Origin of the sequence: Streptococcus sp. 9.1(2021), from assembly GCF_030466425.1 — a bacterium.
Taxonomy (GTDB): domain Bacteria; phylum Bacillota; class Bacilli; order Lactobacillales; family Streptococcaceae; genus Streptococcus; species Streptococcus wuxiensis.
Map to the genome: position 1 here is coordinate 71,594 of NZ_JAGQFU010000001.1, position 16,400 is coordinate 87,993.

Consider the following 16,400-nt stretch of genomic DNA (forward strand, 5'->3'; position numbering starts at 1 on the left):
AGAAAAAGATGGAGGAATAGTAGTTGGAAAAGAAAATTGTCAAAGATATCTTGTTTTTGTCGCAGGTATCCCAGCCTGCTAGTCAGGAAGATTTACCCCTAGTAAAGGATTTGCAGGATACCCTACAGGCTAACCGAGAAACCTGTGTTGGACTAGCGGCCAATATGATTGGGGTACAAAAACGCGTCATTATTTTTAATATCGGAATGATTCCCATGGTTATGTTTAATCCAGTTCTCCAATCTTTTGAAGGATCATACGAGACAGAGGAAGGTTGTTTGTCTTTGACGGGTGTAAGACCGACAACTAGGTATGAGAAAATTACAGTAAGCTACAGAGATATCCATTGGCAAGAGCAGACCATTACCCTGACAGGTTTTCCGGCTCAGATTTGTCAACACGAATTGGATCATTTGGAAGGGATTATCATATAGGCCTTGTATCCCAGATCAGGGTACATCCTTTAAGCTTAAGGAAACAACCTCGTTTTTCTTGCACTCTTGTTTGAAATTTGTGATAATAAATGAAAGAATAATAAATGGAGGACAGTCAAATGGGGTTTTATCTGATGATTGGTTCGATGTTGCTTGGTCTTTTCGCTTTGAAGATAGGATTTTCTCATCTAAAGGAGAAAAAGTTTAATCTGTCATCTATCTTGGCAAGCTGCCTTGGGACAGCACTAGTTCTCTTTGCAATCTGGTTAGGATTGCCAAAATAAGGAAAGAAGAGGCTGGGACAAAAGTCCTAGCCTCTCAATTGTCTTTGGATTGTCGAGCAAGACGCAGTGGTTGAGTGGGTTATATTACGCTGATTTCATCAGCTTTTATAGCCCTACTCAACTGTGCGGAGGTGGGACAACGAAATCGAATTCTAACGAATTACCGATTTCTGTCCCACTCTCTTTTAAGCTCAAATCCTTGGTAGTCCTAAAAAAATATGCTACACTAACACTATGAAAATTCTAATCCCAACCGCAAAAGAAATGAACACCGAAATCCCTAGTTTAGAGGCTAAACCCTTGTGTCCTGAAAGTCAGGCAGTGCTGGATGAATTGGCGACATACTCTGCCCAAGAGCTGGAGAGTTTTTACAAAATATCTGCCGGAAAAGCGCAAGAGGAGTATGACCATATCCAGGCCTTGAAAAATGAAACTGCGACAAACTATCCAGCCTTGCACCTCTTTGATGGACTCATGTATCGCAACATCAAACGAAACGATCTCACCAAGGAGGAGCAAACCTTTCTGGAGAAACACCTCATGATAACGTCAGCTCTCTATGGTGTGATTCCAGCCTTTGAACCGATTGCGCCTCACAGACTGGACTTTTTGATGAAGCTTAAAGTTGCTGGGAAAAGCCTAAAAAATCACTGGCAGGTGGCCTATGAGGAGTCAATGAAGGGTGAAGAACTAATCTTTTCTCTCTTGTCTTCAGAGTTTGAAACTGTCTTTCCTAAAAAAATCCGTGAGAAAATGGTGACCTTCAAGTTTATGGAAGAAAGAGATGGAAAACTAAAAATCCACTCAACCATTTCTAAAAAAGCCCGAGGAGCCTTTTTGACAGCCTTGATGGAAGGTCAGGTAACTTCGGTTGAAGAGATTAAAAAGCTCAACTTTGCGGGTTTCAATTATCGAGAAGACTTGTCTAGTGACAAGGAATTGGCTTTTGTGAAATAGATTGAAAATAGAGAGAGTGGGACAGAAATCGGTAATTCGTTAGAATTTGATTTCGTCGTCCCACCTCCGCACAGTTGAGTAGGGCTGTAAAAGCTGATGAAATCAGCGTAGTTAGAGCCCACTCAACCACTGCGTCTTGCTCGACAATCCAAAGGCAATTGAGAGGCTAGGACTTTTGTCCCAGCCCTCTTTTTGTGATTTGGTGCTCCTATTTTTAGTTTAGAATGGTAGGAATTTTCACACAATTTTGGTATAATAGGACTATTAGAAAATTTCGAGGAGACAAACATGTCAGTTAAGATTGCTTTACTTGGATTTGGTACAGTAGCCAGTGGTGTGCCATTCTTGCTAAAGGAAAATAAAGAAAAAATTGTTCAAGCAGCTCAGTCAGAAATTGAAGTAGCTAAAGTTTTGGTCAAAGACGATCAAGAGAAAGCCCGCTTGCTTGAAGCAGGAAATGATTTTAATTTTGTAACAAATATCGATGAAATTTTGTCAGACAAAGACATCACGATCGTTGTTGAGTTGATGGGGCGTATCGAACCTGCTAAAACATTTATCACTCGTGCTTTAGAAGCAGGGAAACACGTCGTGACAGCTAACAAGGATCTTTTGGCAGTCCATGGTGCAGAATTGCTTGAGGTAGCCAAAGCTCACAATGTTGCCTTATACTATGAAGCAGCAGTTGCAGGAGGAATCCCAATTCTTCGTACTTTGGTTAACTCATTAGCATCAGACAAAATCACACGTGTTCTTGGTGTTGTCAACGGAACATCTAACTTTATGATGACCAAAATGGTAACAGAAGGTTGGTCTTATGAAGATGCTTTGGCAGAAGCCCAACGACTTGGCTTTGCTGAAAGCGACCCTACCAATGACGTTGATGGGATTGATGCGGCTTACAAGATGGTCATCCTCAGTCAGTTCGCCTTTGGAATGAATGTCAAGTTTGAAGATGTGGGTCACCAAGGAATTCGCAACATCACTCCAGAAGATGTAGCAGTAGCTCAAGAGCTTGGTTATGTTGTAAAACTAGTTGGTTCTATCGAAGAAACAGCTTCTGGGATTGCTGCTGAGGTTACGCCAACCTTCCTTCCTAAAGAACACCCACTTGCAAGTGTTAATGGTGTTATGAATGCGGTATTTGTGGAGTCTATCGGTATCGGCGAGTCTATGTACTATGGACCAGGTGCTGGTCAAAAACCAACTGCAACAAGTGTTGTGGCTGATATTGCCCGTATCGTTCGTCGTCTGAATGATGGAACAATTGGAAAAGCCTTTAATGAATACAGCCGTCCAGTAGTCTTGGCTAAGCCAGAAGATGTCAAAGCTAACTACTATTTCTCAACCTTGGCTCCAGACTCAAAAGGACAAGTCTTGAAATTGGCTGAGCTCTTTAACGCAGAAGATATTTCCTTCAAGCAAATCCTTCAAGATGGTAAGCAAGAAGGCAAGGCTCGTGTTGTCATCATCACTCATAAAATCAACAAGGCGCAACTTGAAAATATTACAGCAGCTTTGAAGGGTGTAGCCGAGTTTGAACTTCTCAACACCTTCAAGGTTTTAGGAGACTAAGATGAAGATTATTGTACCTGCTACAAGTGCCAATGTGGGTCCTGGCTTTGACTCGGTTGGTGTAGCTGTAACTAAGTATCTAGAAATTCAGGTTTGTGAGGAACGTGAAGAATGGATGATTGAGCACCAATTAGGCAAATGGATTCCACGTGATGAACGTAATCTTTTGCTGAAGATTGCTCTACAAATTGTTCCAGACCTCCAACCTAGACGTCTGAAGATGGTCAGTGATATCCCGCTTGCGCGTGGACTAGGTTCTTCTAGTTCAGTCATCGTTGCTGGGATTGAACTGGCAAATCAACTCGGAAACTTGAAACTAAGCAAACATGAAAAATTACAATTGGCGACCAAGATTGAAGGGCATCCTGATAATGTTGCACCAGCTATCTATGGAAATCTCGTCATTGCTAGTTCGGTAGAAGGTCAAGTTTCAGCTGTTGTGGCGCCTTTCCCAGAGTGTGCCTTTCTAGCTTACATTCCAAACTATGAATTGCGAACTCGCGATAGTCGTGGTGTCTTGCCTAAGAAACTTTCTTATAAAGAAGCTGTTGCGGCAAGTTCTATCGCCAATGTGGCTATCGCATCCCTACTGACTGGAGATATGGTCAAAGCAGGCCAGGCTATCGAGAGTGACCTTTTCCATGAGCGTTACCGTCAAGAACTGGTGAGAGAATTTGCGACGATCAAGAAAGTTGCCAAGAGAAATGGTGCTTATGCGACCTATCTGTCTGGTGCTGGTCCGACTGTTATGGTCTTGGCTGATCCTGACAAGATGCCTAAGATTAAGGCTGAGCTTGAAAAGCAACCTTTCAAAGGCAAGCTTCATGATTTGCAAGTAGATACACAAGGCGTTCGCGTCGAAGCAAAATAAACAGAACAATAGGATTGGGAAACTCTCTATTAGAGGGCTTCCTGTCCTTTTTTTGAAAATGAAAGAAGGGAAGTAAACTCTTTCCAGAATTTGACGACCGTTCTTGGTCGAGGAGGTGTGAGATGGCAGAAATATATCTAGCAGGTGGTTGTTTTTGGGGCTTAGAGGAATACTTTTCCCGTATTTCTGGAGTACTTGAAACAACCGTTGGTTATGCCAATGGTCAAGTTGAAACTACCAATTATCAATTAATCAAAGAAACAGATCATGCTGAGACTGTGCAAGTCGTCTACGACGAAAAGGTGGTCTCGCTCCGTGAGATTTTACTCTATTATTTCCGAGTCATTGATCCTCTATCTGTCAACCAACAAGGGAATGACCGTGGTCGTCAATATCGCACAGGGATTTATTACCTAGAAGAAGCTGATCTACCAACGATCAATACAGTAGTTCGCGAACAAGAACTCCTCATCGGTCGTAAAATAGCAGTGGAAGTGGAGAAGCTTCGCCACTATATCTTAGCTGAAGACTATCACCAAGACTATCTCAAAAAAAATCCTGGTGGCTATTGCCACATTGATGTGAGAGATGCGGAGAAACCACTGATAGATGCCGCCAACTATGAAAAACCGAGTCAGGCAGTTTTACGAGAAAGTTTATCAGAAGAGTCCTACCGAGTTACCCAAGAGGCTGCGACGGAAGCTCCTTTTAGCAATGCTTATGACCAAACTTTTGAGGAAGGAATTTATGTCGATATCACGACTGGTGAGCCCCTCTTCTTTGCCAAGGATAAGTTTGCCTCAGGCTGTGGTTGGCCAAGTTTTAGCCGTCCTATTTCCAAGGAACTCATTCATTACTACCAAGACTTGAGTCACGGTATGGAGCGAATCGAAGTCCGTTCACGTTCAGGGAATGCTCACTTGGGACATGTCTTTACAGACGGACCTCAGGAACTAGGTGGTTTACGCTATTGTATCAATTCTGCCTCTTTACGATTCATTGCTAAGGATGAAATGGAAGAGGCTGGTTATGGATACCTGCTTCCATATTTGAACAAGTAAAAAGAGAGAGTGGGACAGAAATCGTTAATCCGATAGAATTCGATTTCGTCGTCCCACCTCCGCACAGTTGAGTAGGGCTGTAAAAGCTGATGAAATCAGCGTAGTAGAGCCCACTCAACCACTGCGTCTTTCTCGACAATCCAAAGACAATTGAGAGGCTAGGGCTTTTGTCACACTCTCTTCATGTTGAAATAGAAGGGACTCATGAAACAATTACTTTCTTACTTTAAACCCCATAAACAACAAGAAAAGTTGCCTTCGGGTGACTTTTTTGTTACAATAGCTAGAAAAATTATCCCGTATGAATACTTATATAGAAAAGGAGCCTAGGGATGAAAGTCTTTCAGCATGTAAATATCGTGACTTGTGACCAAGATTTCCACGTCTATCTAGATGGGATTTTAGCTGTCAAAGAATCCCAAATCGTCTATGTCGGTCAGGAAAATCAAGAGATTCTTAAACAAGCAGATCAAATCATAGACTATCAGGGTGCCTGGATTATGCCTGGCTTGGTCAACTGCCATACCCATTCTGCCATGACAGGCTTGAGAGGGATTCGTGATGATAGCAATCTCCACGAATGGCTGGAGGACTATATCTGGCCAGCAGAAGCAGAATTCACACCAAAGATGACTACAAAGGCTGTCAAAGAGGCGCTAACAGAGATGCTCCAGTCAGGAACGACAACTTTCAATGATATGTACAATCCTAATGGAGTGGATATAGCTGAAATTTATGAGGCAGTCAAGGCATCCAAGATGCGTTGCTATTTTTCTCCAACCCTCTTTTCTTCAGATTTAGAGACGACGGCTGAAACTATAGCCAGAACTCGAGCTCTTATCGAGACAATCAAAGGATATCAAGACCCAAATTTCAAGGTGATGGTGGCTCCTCATTCGCCCTACAGTTGTAGTCGAGATTTGTTGGAGGCAAGTCTTGAGCTAGCAAAAGAAGAAAACATTCCTCTTCATATCCATGTTGCAGAAACACAGGAAGAGTCAGGGATTATCCTGAAACGCTATGGCAAACGCCCATTAGCCTTTCTAGATGAGCTTGGCTATTTAGACCATAAAGCTGTCTTTGCCCATGGTGTGGAGTTAAATGAAGCAGAGATTGCCCGCTTGGCAGATTCGCAAGTTGCTATCGCCCACAATCCTATCAGCAACCTCAAATTAGCCTCAGGGATTGCACCAGTCGTCCAACTTCAACAGGCAGGAGTACCGGTCGGTATTGCGACGGACTCAGTTGCTTCTAACAATAACCTGGATATGTTTGAGGAAGGGCGGACTGCAGCACTCTTACAGAAGATGAAGAGTGGCGATGCCAGCCAATTTCCAATCGAAACTGCCCTCAAGGCATTGACAATCGAGGGTGCTAAGGTGTTAGGAATGGAAGATGAGATTGGTAGTCTAGAAGTCGGCAAACAGGCTGATTTTCTCGTCATCCAACCCCAAGGCAAAATCCACCTTCAACCTCAAGAAAATATGCTTTCTCATCTCGTTTATGCCGTCAAATCCAGTGATGTTGATGATGTCTATATCGCTGGTGAGCAAGTCGTAAAAGACGGTCAAGTGCTGACTGTTAACTTGTAAAAAGTAGTATAAATTTACGAAATCTCATAAGAAATTTCTTGTGAGGTTTTTAAAATTTTGCTAGAAATCAGGCGAGTAGATGTCTTGCAGAAATATATTGATACTAAATTAGCAAAACACCTATTAGATAAAAAAAAAAAATTGTGGTATAATAATAAGATGCAAAAAAAGGAGTATGTATGGACATTTCAGAAATTCGTCAAAAAATTGACGCAAATCGTGAAAAATTAGCTTCTTTCAGGGGGTCTCTTTGACCTCGAAGGCTTAGAGGAAGAGATTGCCATTTTGGAAAACAAAATGACAGAACCTGATTTTTGGAACGATAATATTGCGGCCCAAAAAACGTCGCAAGAATTAAACGAACTCAAAAATACCTATAATACCTTCCACAAGATGGATGAGTTGCAGGATGAAGTTGAGATTTTACTAGACTTTTTGGCAGAGGATGAATCCGTTAAGGATGAGTTGGTTGAAAAACTCTCTGAGTTAGATCAGATGATGACTAGCTACGAAATGACCCTTCTCTTGTCAGAGCCCTACGATCACAACAATGCCATCCTTGAAATCCATCCAGGTTCTGGGGGGACAGAGGCTCAAGACTGGGGCGATATGCTCCTTCGTATGTATACTCGCTATGGAAATGCCAAAGGCTTCAAGGTTGAGGTCTTAGACTACCAAGCAGGTGATGAGGCAGGAATCAAGTCAGTAACCTTGTCTTTTGAAGGACCAAATGCTTATGGTCTTCTCAAGTCAGAGATGGGAGTTCACCGTTTGGTCCGTATCTCACCATTTGACTCTGCTAAACGTCGCCACACCTCATTTACTTCTGTAGAAGTTATGCCAGAGTTGGATGATACCATCGAAGTTGACATCCGTGAGGATGATATCAAGATGGATACCTTCCGTTCAGGTGGAGCAGGTGGACAAAACGTCAACAAGGTTTCAACAGGTGTCCGCTTGACTCACATTCCGACAGGGATCGTCGTAGCATCAACCGTCGATCGTACTCAGTACGGAAACCGCGACCGTGCTATGAAGATGCTTCAGGCAAAACTCTACCAGATGGAGCAGGAAAAGAAAGCTGCTGAGGTAGACTCGCTCAAGGGTGAGAAAAAGGAAATTACATGGGGAAGCCAAATCCGCTCCTATGTATTTACGCCTTATACAATGGTAAAAGACCATCGTACCAACTTTGAAGTAGCGCAAGTAGATAAGGTAATGGATGGAGACCTAGATGGTTTCATCGACGCTTATCTGAAATGGCGTATTAGTTAAAAGAAAGGAAGTCACATGTCAATCATTGAAATGAGAGATGTTGTCAAAAAATACGACAACGGGACAACAGCCCTACGTGGCATCACTGTAAATATCGATGCAGGAGAATTTGCCTACATCGTAGGACCTTCAGGTGCTGGTAAATCAACTTTTATCCGTGCCTTGTATCGTGAGGTCAAAATCGACAAAGGAAGCTTGCAAGTTGCAGGTTATAACCTGGTTAAGATTAAAAAGAAAGATATTCCGTTCTTGCGTAGAAACGTTGGAGTAGTCTTTCAGGATTACAAACTTTTGCCAAAGAAAACCGTTTATGAGAACATTGCTTACGCCATGGAGGTTGTTGGTGAAAGTCGTCGTAACATCAAAAAACGTGTTATGGAAGTCTTGGACCTTGTCGGTTTGAAGCACAAGGTTCGTTCATTCCCAAATGAACTTTCAGGTGGTGAGCAACAACGTATCGCCATTGCGCGTGCTATCGTAAACAATCCTAAGGTTTTGATTGCCGACGAACCAACAGGAAACTTGGACCCAGATAACTCATGGGAAATCATGAACCTCTTGGAACGTATCAATCTTCAAGGGACAACTGTTTTGATGGCGACCCACAACAGCCAAATCGTAAATACCTTGCGCCACCGCGTTATTGCCATCGAGAATGGTCGCGTGGTACGTGATGAAGCGAAAGGAGAGTACGGATACGATGATTAGTAGATTTTTCCGCCATCTGTTCGAAGCTTTAAAAAGTTTAAAGCGTAATGGATGGATGACCATTGCTGCTGTCAGTTCAGTAATGATTACCTTGACCTTGGTTGCTATCTTTGCTTCAGTTATCTTCAATACTGCGAAATTAGCAACTGATATTGAGAACAACGTCCGCGTCATGGTTTATGTTCGTAAAGATGTTGAAGACAACAGTGAAACCATTGTAAAAGAAGGCCAAACAGTCACGAACAATGACTACCACAAGGTCTATAACGCCCTTAAAGCTCTGCCAGCCGTTAAAAATGTAACCTTCTCAAGTAAAGAAGAGCAGTACCAAAAGCTGACTGAAACTATGGGTGACGAGTGGAAGGTATTTGAAGGAGATGCAAACCCTCTTCATGATGCCTACATCGTAGATACCAATTCACCAAGTGATGTAAAACCTGTAGCTGAAGAAGCTAAGAAGATTGAAGGTGTCTCTGAAGTTCAAGACGGTGGTGCCAATACCGAACGTCTCTTCAAGTTGGCTTCCTTCATCCGTGTATGGGGATTGGTCATCGCAGGACTCTTGATCTTTATCGCAGTCTTCTTGATTTCAAATACCATCCGTATTACTATTATTTCACGTAGTCGTGAAATCCAAATCATGCGTTTGGTTGGTGCCAAGAACGGTTATATCCGTGGCCCATTCTTGCTAGAAGGTGCCTTTATCGGATTGTTGGGAGCAGCTCTCCCATCAGCATTGGTTTACTTTATCTATAACCGAGTGTTCCAATCTGTCAACCCATCCTTGGTTGGTCAAAACCTATCTTTGATTACACCGAATACCTTTATTCCATTGATGATCGGTCTCTTGTTCCTCATCGGAATCTGTATCGGTTCACTAGGTTCAGGAATCTCAATGCGTCGATTCTTGAAAATCTAAGTCACATAACTGGATAAAACACATAAAAAAGTGGGATGTCATCAAGACTTCACAGCTCTTGATGCCCCGCTTTTTCTTTTGGTCTTGGTGCTCAGTCGCTTGCCAATTTTGGCTAAAGAGTGTATGATAGGAAAGGACCTTTTTACTAATATGAAAAATGAACAATGAATGAGGAAAAGATGAAACAATTTTTGGAAAAAGTGAGCATACTCTCCCTATCGTTAGTATTGATCACATCGTTTTCAATTTCGAGTGCCCTACCTGCCATGTTTGACTATTATCAGGGCTATTCAACTGGTCAGGTCGAACTCTTGGTCAGCCTCCCATCCTTTGGGATTATGGCCATGCTTTTATTGAACGGAGTTTTAGAGCGTATTTTTCCTGAACGCCTCCAGTTGACCTTGGGACTCTTGATTTTATCCATCAGCGGAACAGCACCTTTCTGGTATCAGGGGTATTACTTTGTCTTTGCGACACGCTTGCTATTTGGACTTGGAGTTGGGATGCTCAATGCCAAGGCCATCTCAATCATCAGTGAACGTTACCACGGCAAAACTCGTATCCAGATGCTTGGTTTTCGTGGATCTGCCGAAGTCGTAGGAGCCTCTATCTTGACGCTGGCAGTCGGTCAGCTCTTAGCCTTTGGCTGGACAGCAACCTTCCTAGCCTATGCCGCTGGTCTAGTAGTTCTCGTACTCTTCCTTCTCTTTGTCCCTTACAACAAGGAAGAAATTCACGAATCCAAGCAACAGACAGAAGAAGCAGCGAAACTGACTCGTTCCATGCTCCAATTGATTTTCTTCCTTGCTATTGCAGCCGCAGTGATTGTATGTACCAATACGGCCATCACCTTCCGTATCCCTAGTCTCATGATTGAGGCAGGATTTGGAGATGCTCAGTTGTCCAGTTTGGTACTTAGTGCCATGCAGTTGATTGGGATTCTAGCTGGAATCAGTTTTTCTTTCCTGATTTCGACCTTCAAGGAAAGACTTCTATTGGTCGCTGGTGTCACTTTTGGTATCGGGCAAATCATCATTGCTCTTTCCCCTTCACTCTGGGTGGTGGTTGCAGGTTCTATTCTGGGAGGCTTTGCCTACAGCATCGCTCTGACGACAGTCTTTCAGTTGATATCTGAACGAATTCCTGCAAAACTCCTCAACAAAGCAACTTCCTATGCTGTTTTGGGATGTTCTTTTGGAGCATCATTAACACCCTTCGTTCTTTCAGGGATTAGCTTGGTGACTACAGATGGTCGAATGACCTTCATCATTCTAGGAGCATGGATGATTGCTACATCAGTCATTGTTTCCCTCTTATTGAAAAAAGAAGCCTAACAAAGAAAAACTCAAGGATGAATCCTTGAGTTTTTTGTCTATTAGCCAAACATCTGCCAAAAGTAATCGATGATGTAGGTCAAGCCATAAGTGTAAACGACCAGGGTAAAGGGTTTGGTCAGGATGATAATGGTCATATACCGCTTGAAGCTCATCTTGGTCAGAGCTGCCAACATACAGAGAAAATCAGCTGGACTAACTGGCCAAATCATCATAAAGATAAAGAATCGATCAAAGCGATTGCCCTCATCCAGCCAACCGATATACTTGTCATAGGTGCGCTTGCTGACCATGGACTGGACAAAGGGCGCTCCGTAGAGACGCACCAAGTAAAAGATAATGGCACAACCAATGACAATACCGATATAGTTGTAGATGGTCCCGATGATGTGACCATAGATAAAGACACCTGCAACGGAGGTAAGAGCACCTGGAATGATAGGAACAACCGTCTGCAAAATCTGTAAAAAGATAAAGAGCGGTGGCCCCCAGATACCCGCCTGTTGGATAAAGGCAGATAGGGTTTCCTTGGAGTGCAAGATACCAGCCTGATAGGCCCAGATGCAGAATATTACAGTACCAACTCCACCGACGATGGAGGAAATATGAATGGCTTGCTGTAGAAGGGGAGAAACAGCTTTCATTTTTTTCTCGTGTGACATGTAAACTCCTCTTGTGTAGTATGATTCTACTATACCATATTTTAGGGAGAAAGACTACATGGGATACTTCGTGTGACTTTGTCTCAAGTATGGTAAAATGGGAATAAGAAAATGACAGCTTAGAATGAGGAAAATCATGTTAGGATTGAAGTTTAATGGCACTTGGCGCAATTACCAAAAACAGGTCTTGGACAATTTCCAAGAATACCAAGCAGATGGTCATGTCCACTTGGTTGCAGCGCCTGGTTCAGGGAAAACAACCATTGGTATCGAGTTGATTGCACGCTTTGATAAGCCTGCCCTCGTTTTGGTACCGACGGTTACTATCCGGGAACAATGGGTGGATAGGATTCGCCAGGCCTTTTTAGAGGATGAGAACCAGGTCACAAGTCTCGTGTCTCAAAATCTCAAGGACATGAAGCAAATCACCATCGCCACATATCAAGCCTTTCACAGCGCTATGCAACAGGTACAATCTCAAGAAGATAACGGCGAGGTTGAGGATTTTGTAGGCTTTGACCTGCTTTCTAGACTCAAGGAGAGGGGTGTCGAAACCTTCTGTCTGGACGAATGCCATCACTTGAGAAATGAATGGTGGAAAAGCTTAGAAGACTTCCGTAAAAACTACCAGCAACTGCAAGTCATCTCTCTCACTGCGACACCGCCTTATGACAGTGAACCAGAACTCTGGGATCGCTATCTCCAGATGTGTGGCGAGATTGACCAAGAAATCACAGTGCCAGAACTGGTCAAGGAAGACACTCTTTGCCCTCATCAGGACTTTGTCTATATCTGTTTTCCGACTAAGGAAGAGGACAAGCGCTTGGAAGAGTTTGAAGACACCAAGTGGCAATATATCAGCCAACTAGTCGTTGATCCTGACTTCCAAGAGTTGATTCGGAGTTCCAAGGTTCTCAAAGGGGAAATTTCTGCGGATATGCTCCTTGAGGATCCCAAGTATCTCTCAGCGCTCCTCATTTATCTACAGGCTCAAAAGCTGGAAATTCCCAAGCATCTACAAGATTTACTAGGAGCTGAAGGCTTGCCTGCTCTTAATTACTACTGGCTAGAAGTTCTCTTGCAAGGCCTTCTCTATCAGACTCCTGACTGGTATGAGGATACGCAGGAGACAAGGAAAAAGATAGAAGCAGAACTGAAATCAAGAGGACTGATTGAAAAACGTCAGGTTTTCTTGGTCAGATCCAAGGCCAATGACCAAATCCTCAACCAATCTCTAGGAAAACTAGCTGGGATTGCATCTATCTTTGAAACCGAGTATGCCAGTCTAGGTCAGGATCTGAGACAGTTGGTCTTGGCGGACTATATCCGTAAGGATTTTGCCAGTTATCTGGGAGATGACCAAGCACCAATCACGCAATTAGGTGTCCTCCCTTACTTTGAAACCATTCGCAGAAGTGCACAAAAACAAGGCTTGTCTGTCCCTATAGCAGTCCTTTCTGGTAGTGTCGTGATCATACCTGCCAGTGTCAAGGAAGAACTTCAAGCACTCATCCCAAACACTAGCTTGACCTTCTCTGCCATCGGAAAACTCGATCAAGGTGCCTATCTCCAAGTAGGCTTTCCATCCAGCTTTAAGGGGATGGTCGCAGCAGTGACCGAGCTCTTCCAACGTGGTTCTATCCAGGTCTTGGTCGGAACCAAGTCTCTCTTGGGAGAAGGATGGGATGCGCCTTGCGTCAACTCTCTCATCCTCGGAAGTTTTGTCGGAAGCTTTATGCTTAGTAATCAGATGCGGGGCCGTGCCATCCGTATCTGGCCAGGACATCCAGATAAGACCAGTAATATCTGGCATCTAGTAGCTATCAAACCGTACAAAAATCCAGCCTTTTCTAATGAGAATCAAGAAGAACAAGACCTCAATCCTTATCAGGACCTACAAACTCTTGCTCGCCGTATGGACCATTTCCTTGGCTTGTCCTATAAGGAAGATACCATTGAAACGGGTCTAGATCGCTTGAACTTTCCTGAGTTCCCATTTAAGAAAAAGAAACTCGAAGACTATAACGAGCAAATCATGGAACTATCCAAAGATCGTGCCTCCCTTCGTAAAAAATGGCAGAAATCTCTCATTGTTGCTGACAAGATTGAGATTGTCAATGAAGTTGCGACCGACAGCAAACGAATCCCTCTACTCGCCCTAGCGGATGCTGAAAAGTGGCTTCGCTACGCTTTAATGATATTTGCCATTAGTCTCCTATCTTATGTCGTTCGGCTAACCTTATTTGCCTTGCCATGGTTGACAGCTCTTTGTGTCCTCTTCCTAGCTATCACAGCCTTTCGCTATTACAGCTACAAGAGCCCTTATAAACGCTTGCGCCAGATCGGTGAAGCTATTCGCAAAGCCATGGTGACTGCCGGGCATTTGTCTGATGACCAGTCGCGCGTGCAAGTCGATGAGGACAAGGAAAGCTTTAATGTCTTTGCCTATCTAAAAGGTGGAAGCATGCGAGACAAGGAACTCTTTTCCAAGGCCTTAGGAGAATTCTTTGCCCCAGTGGACAATCAACGCTACCTCTTAGTCGCTCAAAAAGCACCAGCAGGTCAGTCCAAGTATTTCGTTGTGCCTAGCCTCTTTGAAAAACGTAAGGAAGATGCCCAGCTCTTCCAAAATGCCGTCGCACCACACATAGGCAACTACCAACTCGTCTACACCCGCAACGAAGCAGGCCGAAAAATCCTGCTCGAAGCCAGACTCAAATCCCTAGCCAACAAAAACGACCGCATCATCACCAAGAAAAAGGTTAAAAGTGCTTTGAAATAGAAAAGGTATTTTTTGCCTCAATCATGGTATAATGTTACATATGAATAATAACAACCAACGTGCCCTTTGTCAGCAACTCTGGGCGGAAAATAAATACCTTGTTTTGAGCCATTCCAGCAATATTTACAAGGACATTCGCCAGTATCTCAAGCAAGAAGTGGTGGAAGTGAGTCAGGTTCAAGAGATGATTGACCGTGCCTGCCAGATTCCAGAGCACAGGGGTCAGGTTTGCAACGCATTCCAGCATATTTGGGGCTATTTTAAAAAGAAAGCGACTGATGCTGAGCGTAAGGACTATATGTTTTTGCTGGAGCGTTATCACTCTGGTCATGCCACCAAAGAAGACTTGATTGCTCAGACGAGAGATTTGCTTGAACGATACCCAAATGCATATCTGCAACATTCTACCTTGCTGAAAGGAGACTCCCATGAGACTTTGGCATGAGGCTTTGATTTCACAACTTCCCCGTCCTCAGCTCTTGGGGCAACATCGAGAGTGTTGCGCCCTGCGTGGCAATGGCTGGGGCAGAAAGCATGCGACGGTTGACTATGTCTTTACCCACTCGCCTTATCGTCTTTATGCCTATCATCGCTTGATCATGGAGGAGATGGCTCGTCGTGGATACAAGGTCAGTCCAGAGTGGCTGGACAAGAACTACCGTGGGAAGACCTGTCCTCCTTATCAAGACTTAGCAGAGGAAAAACTAAAAAGTCCTATCTATAGTGAGCATGACAATGCCTACTATGAGGAGTGTCTGGCAAATCTCCGTGACAAGGGGATAGAGCTGGAGTAAGAATAAGGATTAGTTCCAATTTATAATTCTTTTCGTAATTTTCTCGAATAATAAAAATGAGACCTTTAGAATGATTCTGAGGTCTTCTTTTTATAAATATTTGGATTTACTTTTAATAACTTTTAAGTTATAATTAAATTGAAAGAGGTTGCTTGGTGCACACGATTTACTTCTATAAGGACAAAAATGGAAATGAGCCAGTCTTGGATTATATGAAAGAATTGGCCTGTCGTAAAAGTAAAGATAGCCGCATTAAACTGAATAAACTAAACGACTATATTGAGTTGCTTAGTCAGCATGGGACTAGAGCTGGTGAACCCTATATGAAACATTTAGAAGATGAGATATGGGAACTAAGACCTCTTCGAGATAGGATTTTATTTGTAGCTTGGCTTGATGGGAGTTTTGTTCTTTTACATCATTTTGTCAAAAAGACTCAGAAAACTCCTAAGAGAGAAATTGAAAAAGCCAAGCGTGAACTGAAGGACTTAAAAGAAAGAGGGTTAAGTAATGAAAAATAGTGCCATTGGGAGTAACTGGAAGGATGTTCGGTCTCAACTCTTTACCAAGGAGGAAATCCTTGAAAGTGATATGCGAGTAGCTATCATGAGTGAGTTAATTGAAGCTAGACATGAGCAAGGTATCAGTCAGAAAAAACTAGAAGAACTCAGTGGAGTGAGCCAGCCTGTCATAGCTAGAATGGAAACAGGTAAGACTAGCCCTCAGTTAGATACCGTCTTAAAAGTTTTAGCCAGTTTAGGAAAGACACTAGCAGTCGTCCCACTTGAACAGGAAAAAGGTTGATAGGGATGAAATGACTTGGTTTGCTAAAATCATCCACTGGATAATTTTACCTCCCGTCCACACTTTTTCAGGGAAATATCAGAATTACAAAAGAAAAATCAACCTATAGTCTTTTCTAATAACAAGCCATAGGTAGTTGTCAGTTCACAATTATTTTGCGCAGAACAAAGCAACCTTAAAAGGCTATCAATCTATATTTACCAAAGGATTTGGGGAATCTTCTCCAAATCTTTTTTTGTCTTTTAAATCGAGATATAGTTTCAAACTATATCAAAGCCTAATTTTTTACAATTATACAGACGCTTTCTTTTCTGTTAAGATAGTTTCAACAACAATTTTTGGAGGACA

17 protein-coding genes are annotated in these 16,400 nt (G+C 43.0%); 16 read left to right on the forward strand and 1 reads right to left on the reverse strand.

Going from position 1 to position 16,400, the window contains the following annotated elements; all coding sequences use genetic code 11:
* Nucleotides 1-23: 23 nt before the first annotated feature.
* From KBU52_RS00400 to KBU52_RS00450, 11 genes are all read left to right on the forward strand, one after another.
* Nucleotides 24-434, forward strand: coding sequence for a peptide deformylase (locus tag KBU52_RS00400; protein WP_016465522.1), 411 nt, complete (start codon nucleotides 24-26; stop codon nucleotides 432-434).
* 119 nt (nucleotides 435-553) lie between these two features.
* On the forward strand, nucleotides 554-718 hold the full coding sequence (locus KBU52_RS00405; RefSeq protein ID WP_006155852.1) for a hypothetical protein: 165 nt from the start codon (nucleotides 554-556) through the stop codon (nucleotides 716-718).
* Between the two features lie 234 nt (nucleotides 719-952).
* Nucleotides 953-1,675: a peroxide stress protein YaaA gene (yaaA, locus tag KBU52_RS00410; RefSeq protein WP_016465523.1), complete on the forward strand. Its 723-nt coding sequence runs from the start codon at nucleotides 953-955 to the stop codon at nucleotides 1,673-1,675.
* 288 nt (nucleotides 1,676-1,963) lie between these two features.
* The gene (locus KBU52_RS00415) at nucleotides 1,964-3,250 is read left to right on the forward strand and encodes a homoserine dehydrogenase (RefSeq protein ID WP_254723950.1); all 1,287 of its coding nucleotides are present in this window, start codon (nucleotides 1,964-1,966) and stop codon (nucleotides 3,248-3,250) included.
* A gap of 1 nt (nucleotide 3,251) precedes the next feature.
* Nucleotides 3,252-4,121, forward strand: coding sequence for a homoserine kinase (gene thrB / locus KBU52_RS00420; RefSeq protein WP_254723951.1), 870 nt, complete (start codon nucleotides 3,252-3,254; stop codon nucleotides 4,119-4,121).
* Between the two features lie 122 nt (nucleotides 4,122-4,243).
* On the forward strand, nucleotides 4,244-5,182 hold the full coding sequence (gene msrB / locus KBU52_RS00425) for a peptide-methionine (R)-S-oxide reductase MsrB (RefSeq protein WP_036753000.1): 939 nt from the start codon (nucleotides 4,244-4,246) through the stop codon (nucleotides 5,180-5,182).
* Between the two features lie 332 nt (nucleotides 5,183-5,514).
* Nucleotides 5,515-6,774 (forward strand): TRZ/ATZ family protein, encoded by a 1,260-nt coding sequence (locus tag KBU52_RS00430; protein ID WP_254723952.1) that lies wholly within the window; start codon nucleotides 5,515-5,517, stop codon nucleotides 6,772-6,774.
* Nucleotides 6,775-6,953: 179 nt separating this feature from the next.
* A protein-coding gene (gene prfB / locus KBU52_RS00435) for a peptide chain release factor 2 (RefSeq protein WP_115253954.1) occupies nucleotides 6,954-8,049 on the forward strand; the annotation gives its coding sequence in 2 pieces (ribosomal slippage) (nucleotides 6,954-7,025 and nucleotides 7,027-8,049; 1,095 coding nt in all).
* A gap of 15 nt (nucleotides 8,050-8,064) precedes the next feature.
* Nucleotides 8,065-8,757, forward strand: coding sequence for a cell division ATP-binding protein FtsE (gene ftsE, locus KBU52_RS00440; RefSeq protein ID WP_004251332.1), 693 nt, complete (start codon nucleotides 8,065-8,067; stop codon nucleotides 8,755-8,757).
* Nucleotides 8,750-9,676 (forward strand): permease-like cell division protein FtsX, encoded by a 927-nt coding sequence (gene ftsX / locus KBU52_RS00445; RefSeq protein ID WP_004251331.1) that lies wholly within the window; start codon nucleotides 8,750-8,752, stop codon nucleotides 9,674-9,676. Before ftsE ends, ftsX begins: the two co-directional genes overlap by 8 nt.
* 179 nt (nucleotides 9,677-9,855) lie before the next feature.
* Complete coding sequence (locus tag KBU52_RS00450; protein ID WP_254723953.1) at nucleotides 9,856-11,010, forward strand: MFS transporter; 1,155 nt, start codon at nucleotides 9,856-9,858, stop codon at nucleotides 11,008-11,010.
* A 41-nt stretch (nucleotides 11,011-11,051) separates the two neighbouring features.
* On the opposite strand, the gene KBU52_RS00455 is transcribed toward KBU52_RS00450, so the two are convergent.
* Complete coding sequence (locus tag KBU52_RS00455; protein ID WP_254723954.1) at nucleotides 11,052-11,672, reverse strand: TVP38/TMEM64 family protein; 621 nt, start codon at nucleotides 11,670-11,672, stop codon at nucleotides 11,052-11,054.
* Between the two features lie 136 nt (nucleotides 11,673-11,808).
* Between KBU52_RS00455 and KBU52_RS00460 the strand changes: the two genes are divergently transcribed.
* The 5 genes from KBU52_RS00460 to KBU52_RS00480 all read left to right on the forward strand — a co-directional run bounded on the left by KBU52_RS00460 (nucleotide 11,809) and on the right by KBU52_RS00480 (nucleotide 16,052).
* Nucleotides 11,809-14,454, forward strand: coding sequence for a DEAD/DEAH box helicase family protein (locus KBU52_RS00460; RefSeq protein ID WP_254723955.1), 2,646 nt, complete (start codon nucleotides 11,809-11,811; stop codon nucleotides 14,452-14,454).
* Nucleotides 14,455-14,494: 40 nt separating this feature from the next.
* Entirely contained in the window at nucleotides 14,495-14,899 is a 405-nt protein-coding gene (locus tag KBU52_RS00465) for a YbgA family protein (protein ID WP_254723956.1), read from the forward strand.
* Nucleotides 14,883-15,248, forward strand: a complete 366-nt coding sequence (locus KBU52_RS00470) for a TIGR02328 family protein (protein WP_254723957.1) — start codon at nucleotides 14,883-14,885, stop codon at nucleotides 15,246-15,248. The genes KBU52_RS00465 and KBU52_RS00470 overlap by 17 nt, the downstream gene beginning before the upstream one ends.
* Nucleotides 15,249-15,403: 155 nt before the next feature.
* A complete protein-coding gene (locus KBU52_RS00475) occupies nucleotides 15,404-15,769 on the forward strand; it encodes a type II toxin-antitoxin system RelE/ParE family toxin (RefSeq protein WP_254723958.1) in 366 nt (121 codons plus the stop codon).
* The gene (locus KBU52_RS00480; protein ID WP_000797747.1) at nucleotides 15,759-16,052 is read left to right on the forward strand and encodes a helix-turn-helix domain-containing protein; all 294 of its coding nucleotides are present in this window, start codon (nucleotides 15,759-15,761) and stop codon (nucleotides 16,050-16,052) included. Before KBU52_RS00475 ends, KBU52_RS00480 begins: the two co-directional genes overlap by 11 nt.
* Nucleotides 16,053-16,400 lie beyond the last annotated feature (348 nt).

Excerpts from the sequence above, each read along its gene's own strand:
- KBU52_RS00405 (WP_006155852.1), top strand. The coding sequence starts at position 554 with ATGGGGTTTTATCTGATGATTGGTTCGATGTTGCTTGGTCTTTTCGCT.
- yaaA (WP_016465523.1), top strand. The coding sequence starts at position 953 with ATGAAAATTCTAATCCCAACCGCAAAAGAAATGAACACCGAAATCCCT.
- KBU52_RS00415 (WP_254723950.1), top strand. The coding sequence starts at position 1,964 with ATGTCAGTTAAGATTGCTTTACTTGGATTTGGTACAGTAGCCAGTGGT.
- thrB (WP_254723951.1), top strand. The coding sequence starts at position 3,252 with ATGAAGATTATTGTACCTGCTACAAGTGCCAATGTGGGTCCTGGCTTT.
- msrB (WP_036753000.1), top strand. The coding sequence starts at position 4,244 with ATGGCAGAAATATATCTAGCAGGTGGTTGTTTTTGGGGCTTAGAGGAA.
- KBU52_RS00430 (WP_254723952.1), top strand. The coding sequence starts at position 5,515 with ATGAAAGTCTTTCAGCATGTAAATATCGTGACTTGTGACCAAGATTTC.
- ftsE (WP_004251332.1), top strand. The coding sequence starts at position 8,065 with ATGTCAATCATTGAAATGAGAGATGTTGTCAAAAAATACGACAACGGG.
- ftsX (WP_004251331.1), top strand. The coding sequence starts at position 8,750 with ATGATTAGTAGATTTTTCCGCCATCTGTTCGAAGCTTTAAAAAGTTTA.
- KBU52_RS00450 (WP_254723953.1), top strand. The coding sequence starts at position 9,856 with ATGAAACAATTTTTGGAAAAAGTGAGCATACTCTCCCTATCGTTAGTA.
- KBU52_RS00455 (WP_254723954.1), bottom strand. The coding sequence starts at position 11,672 with ATGTCACACGAGAAAAAAATGAAAGCTGTTTCTCCCCTTCTACAGCAA.
- KBU52_RS00460 (WP_254723955.1), top strand. The coding sequence starts at position 11,809 with ATGTTAGGATTGAAGTTTAATGGCACTTGGCGCAATTACCAAAAACAG.
- KBU52_RS00465 (WP_254723956.1), top strand. The coding sequence starts at position 14,495 with ATGAATAATAACAACCAACGTGCCCTTTGTCAGCAACTCTGGGCGGAA.
- KBU52_RS00470 (WP_254723957.1), top strand. The coding sequence starts at position 14,883 with ATGAGACTTTGGCATGAGGCTTTGATTTCACAACTTCCCCGTCCTCAG.
- KBU52_RS00480 (WP_000797747.1), top strand. The coding sequence starts at position 15,759 with ATGAAAAATAGTGCCATTGGGAGTAACTGGAAGGATGTTCGGTCTCAA.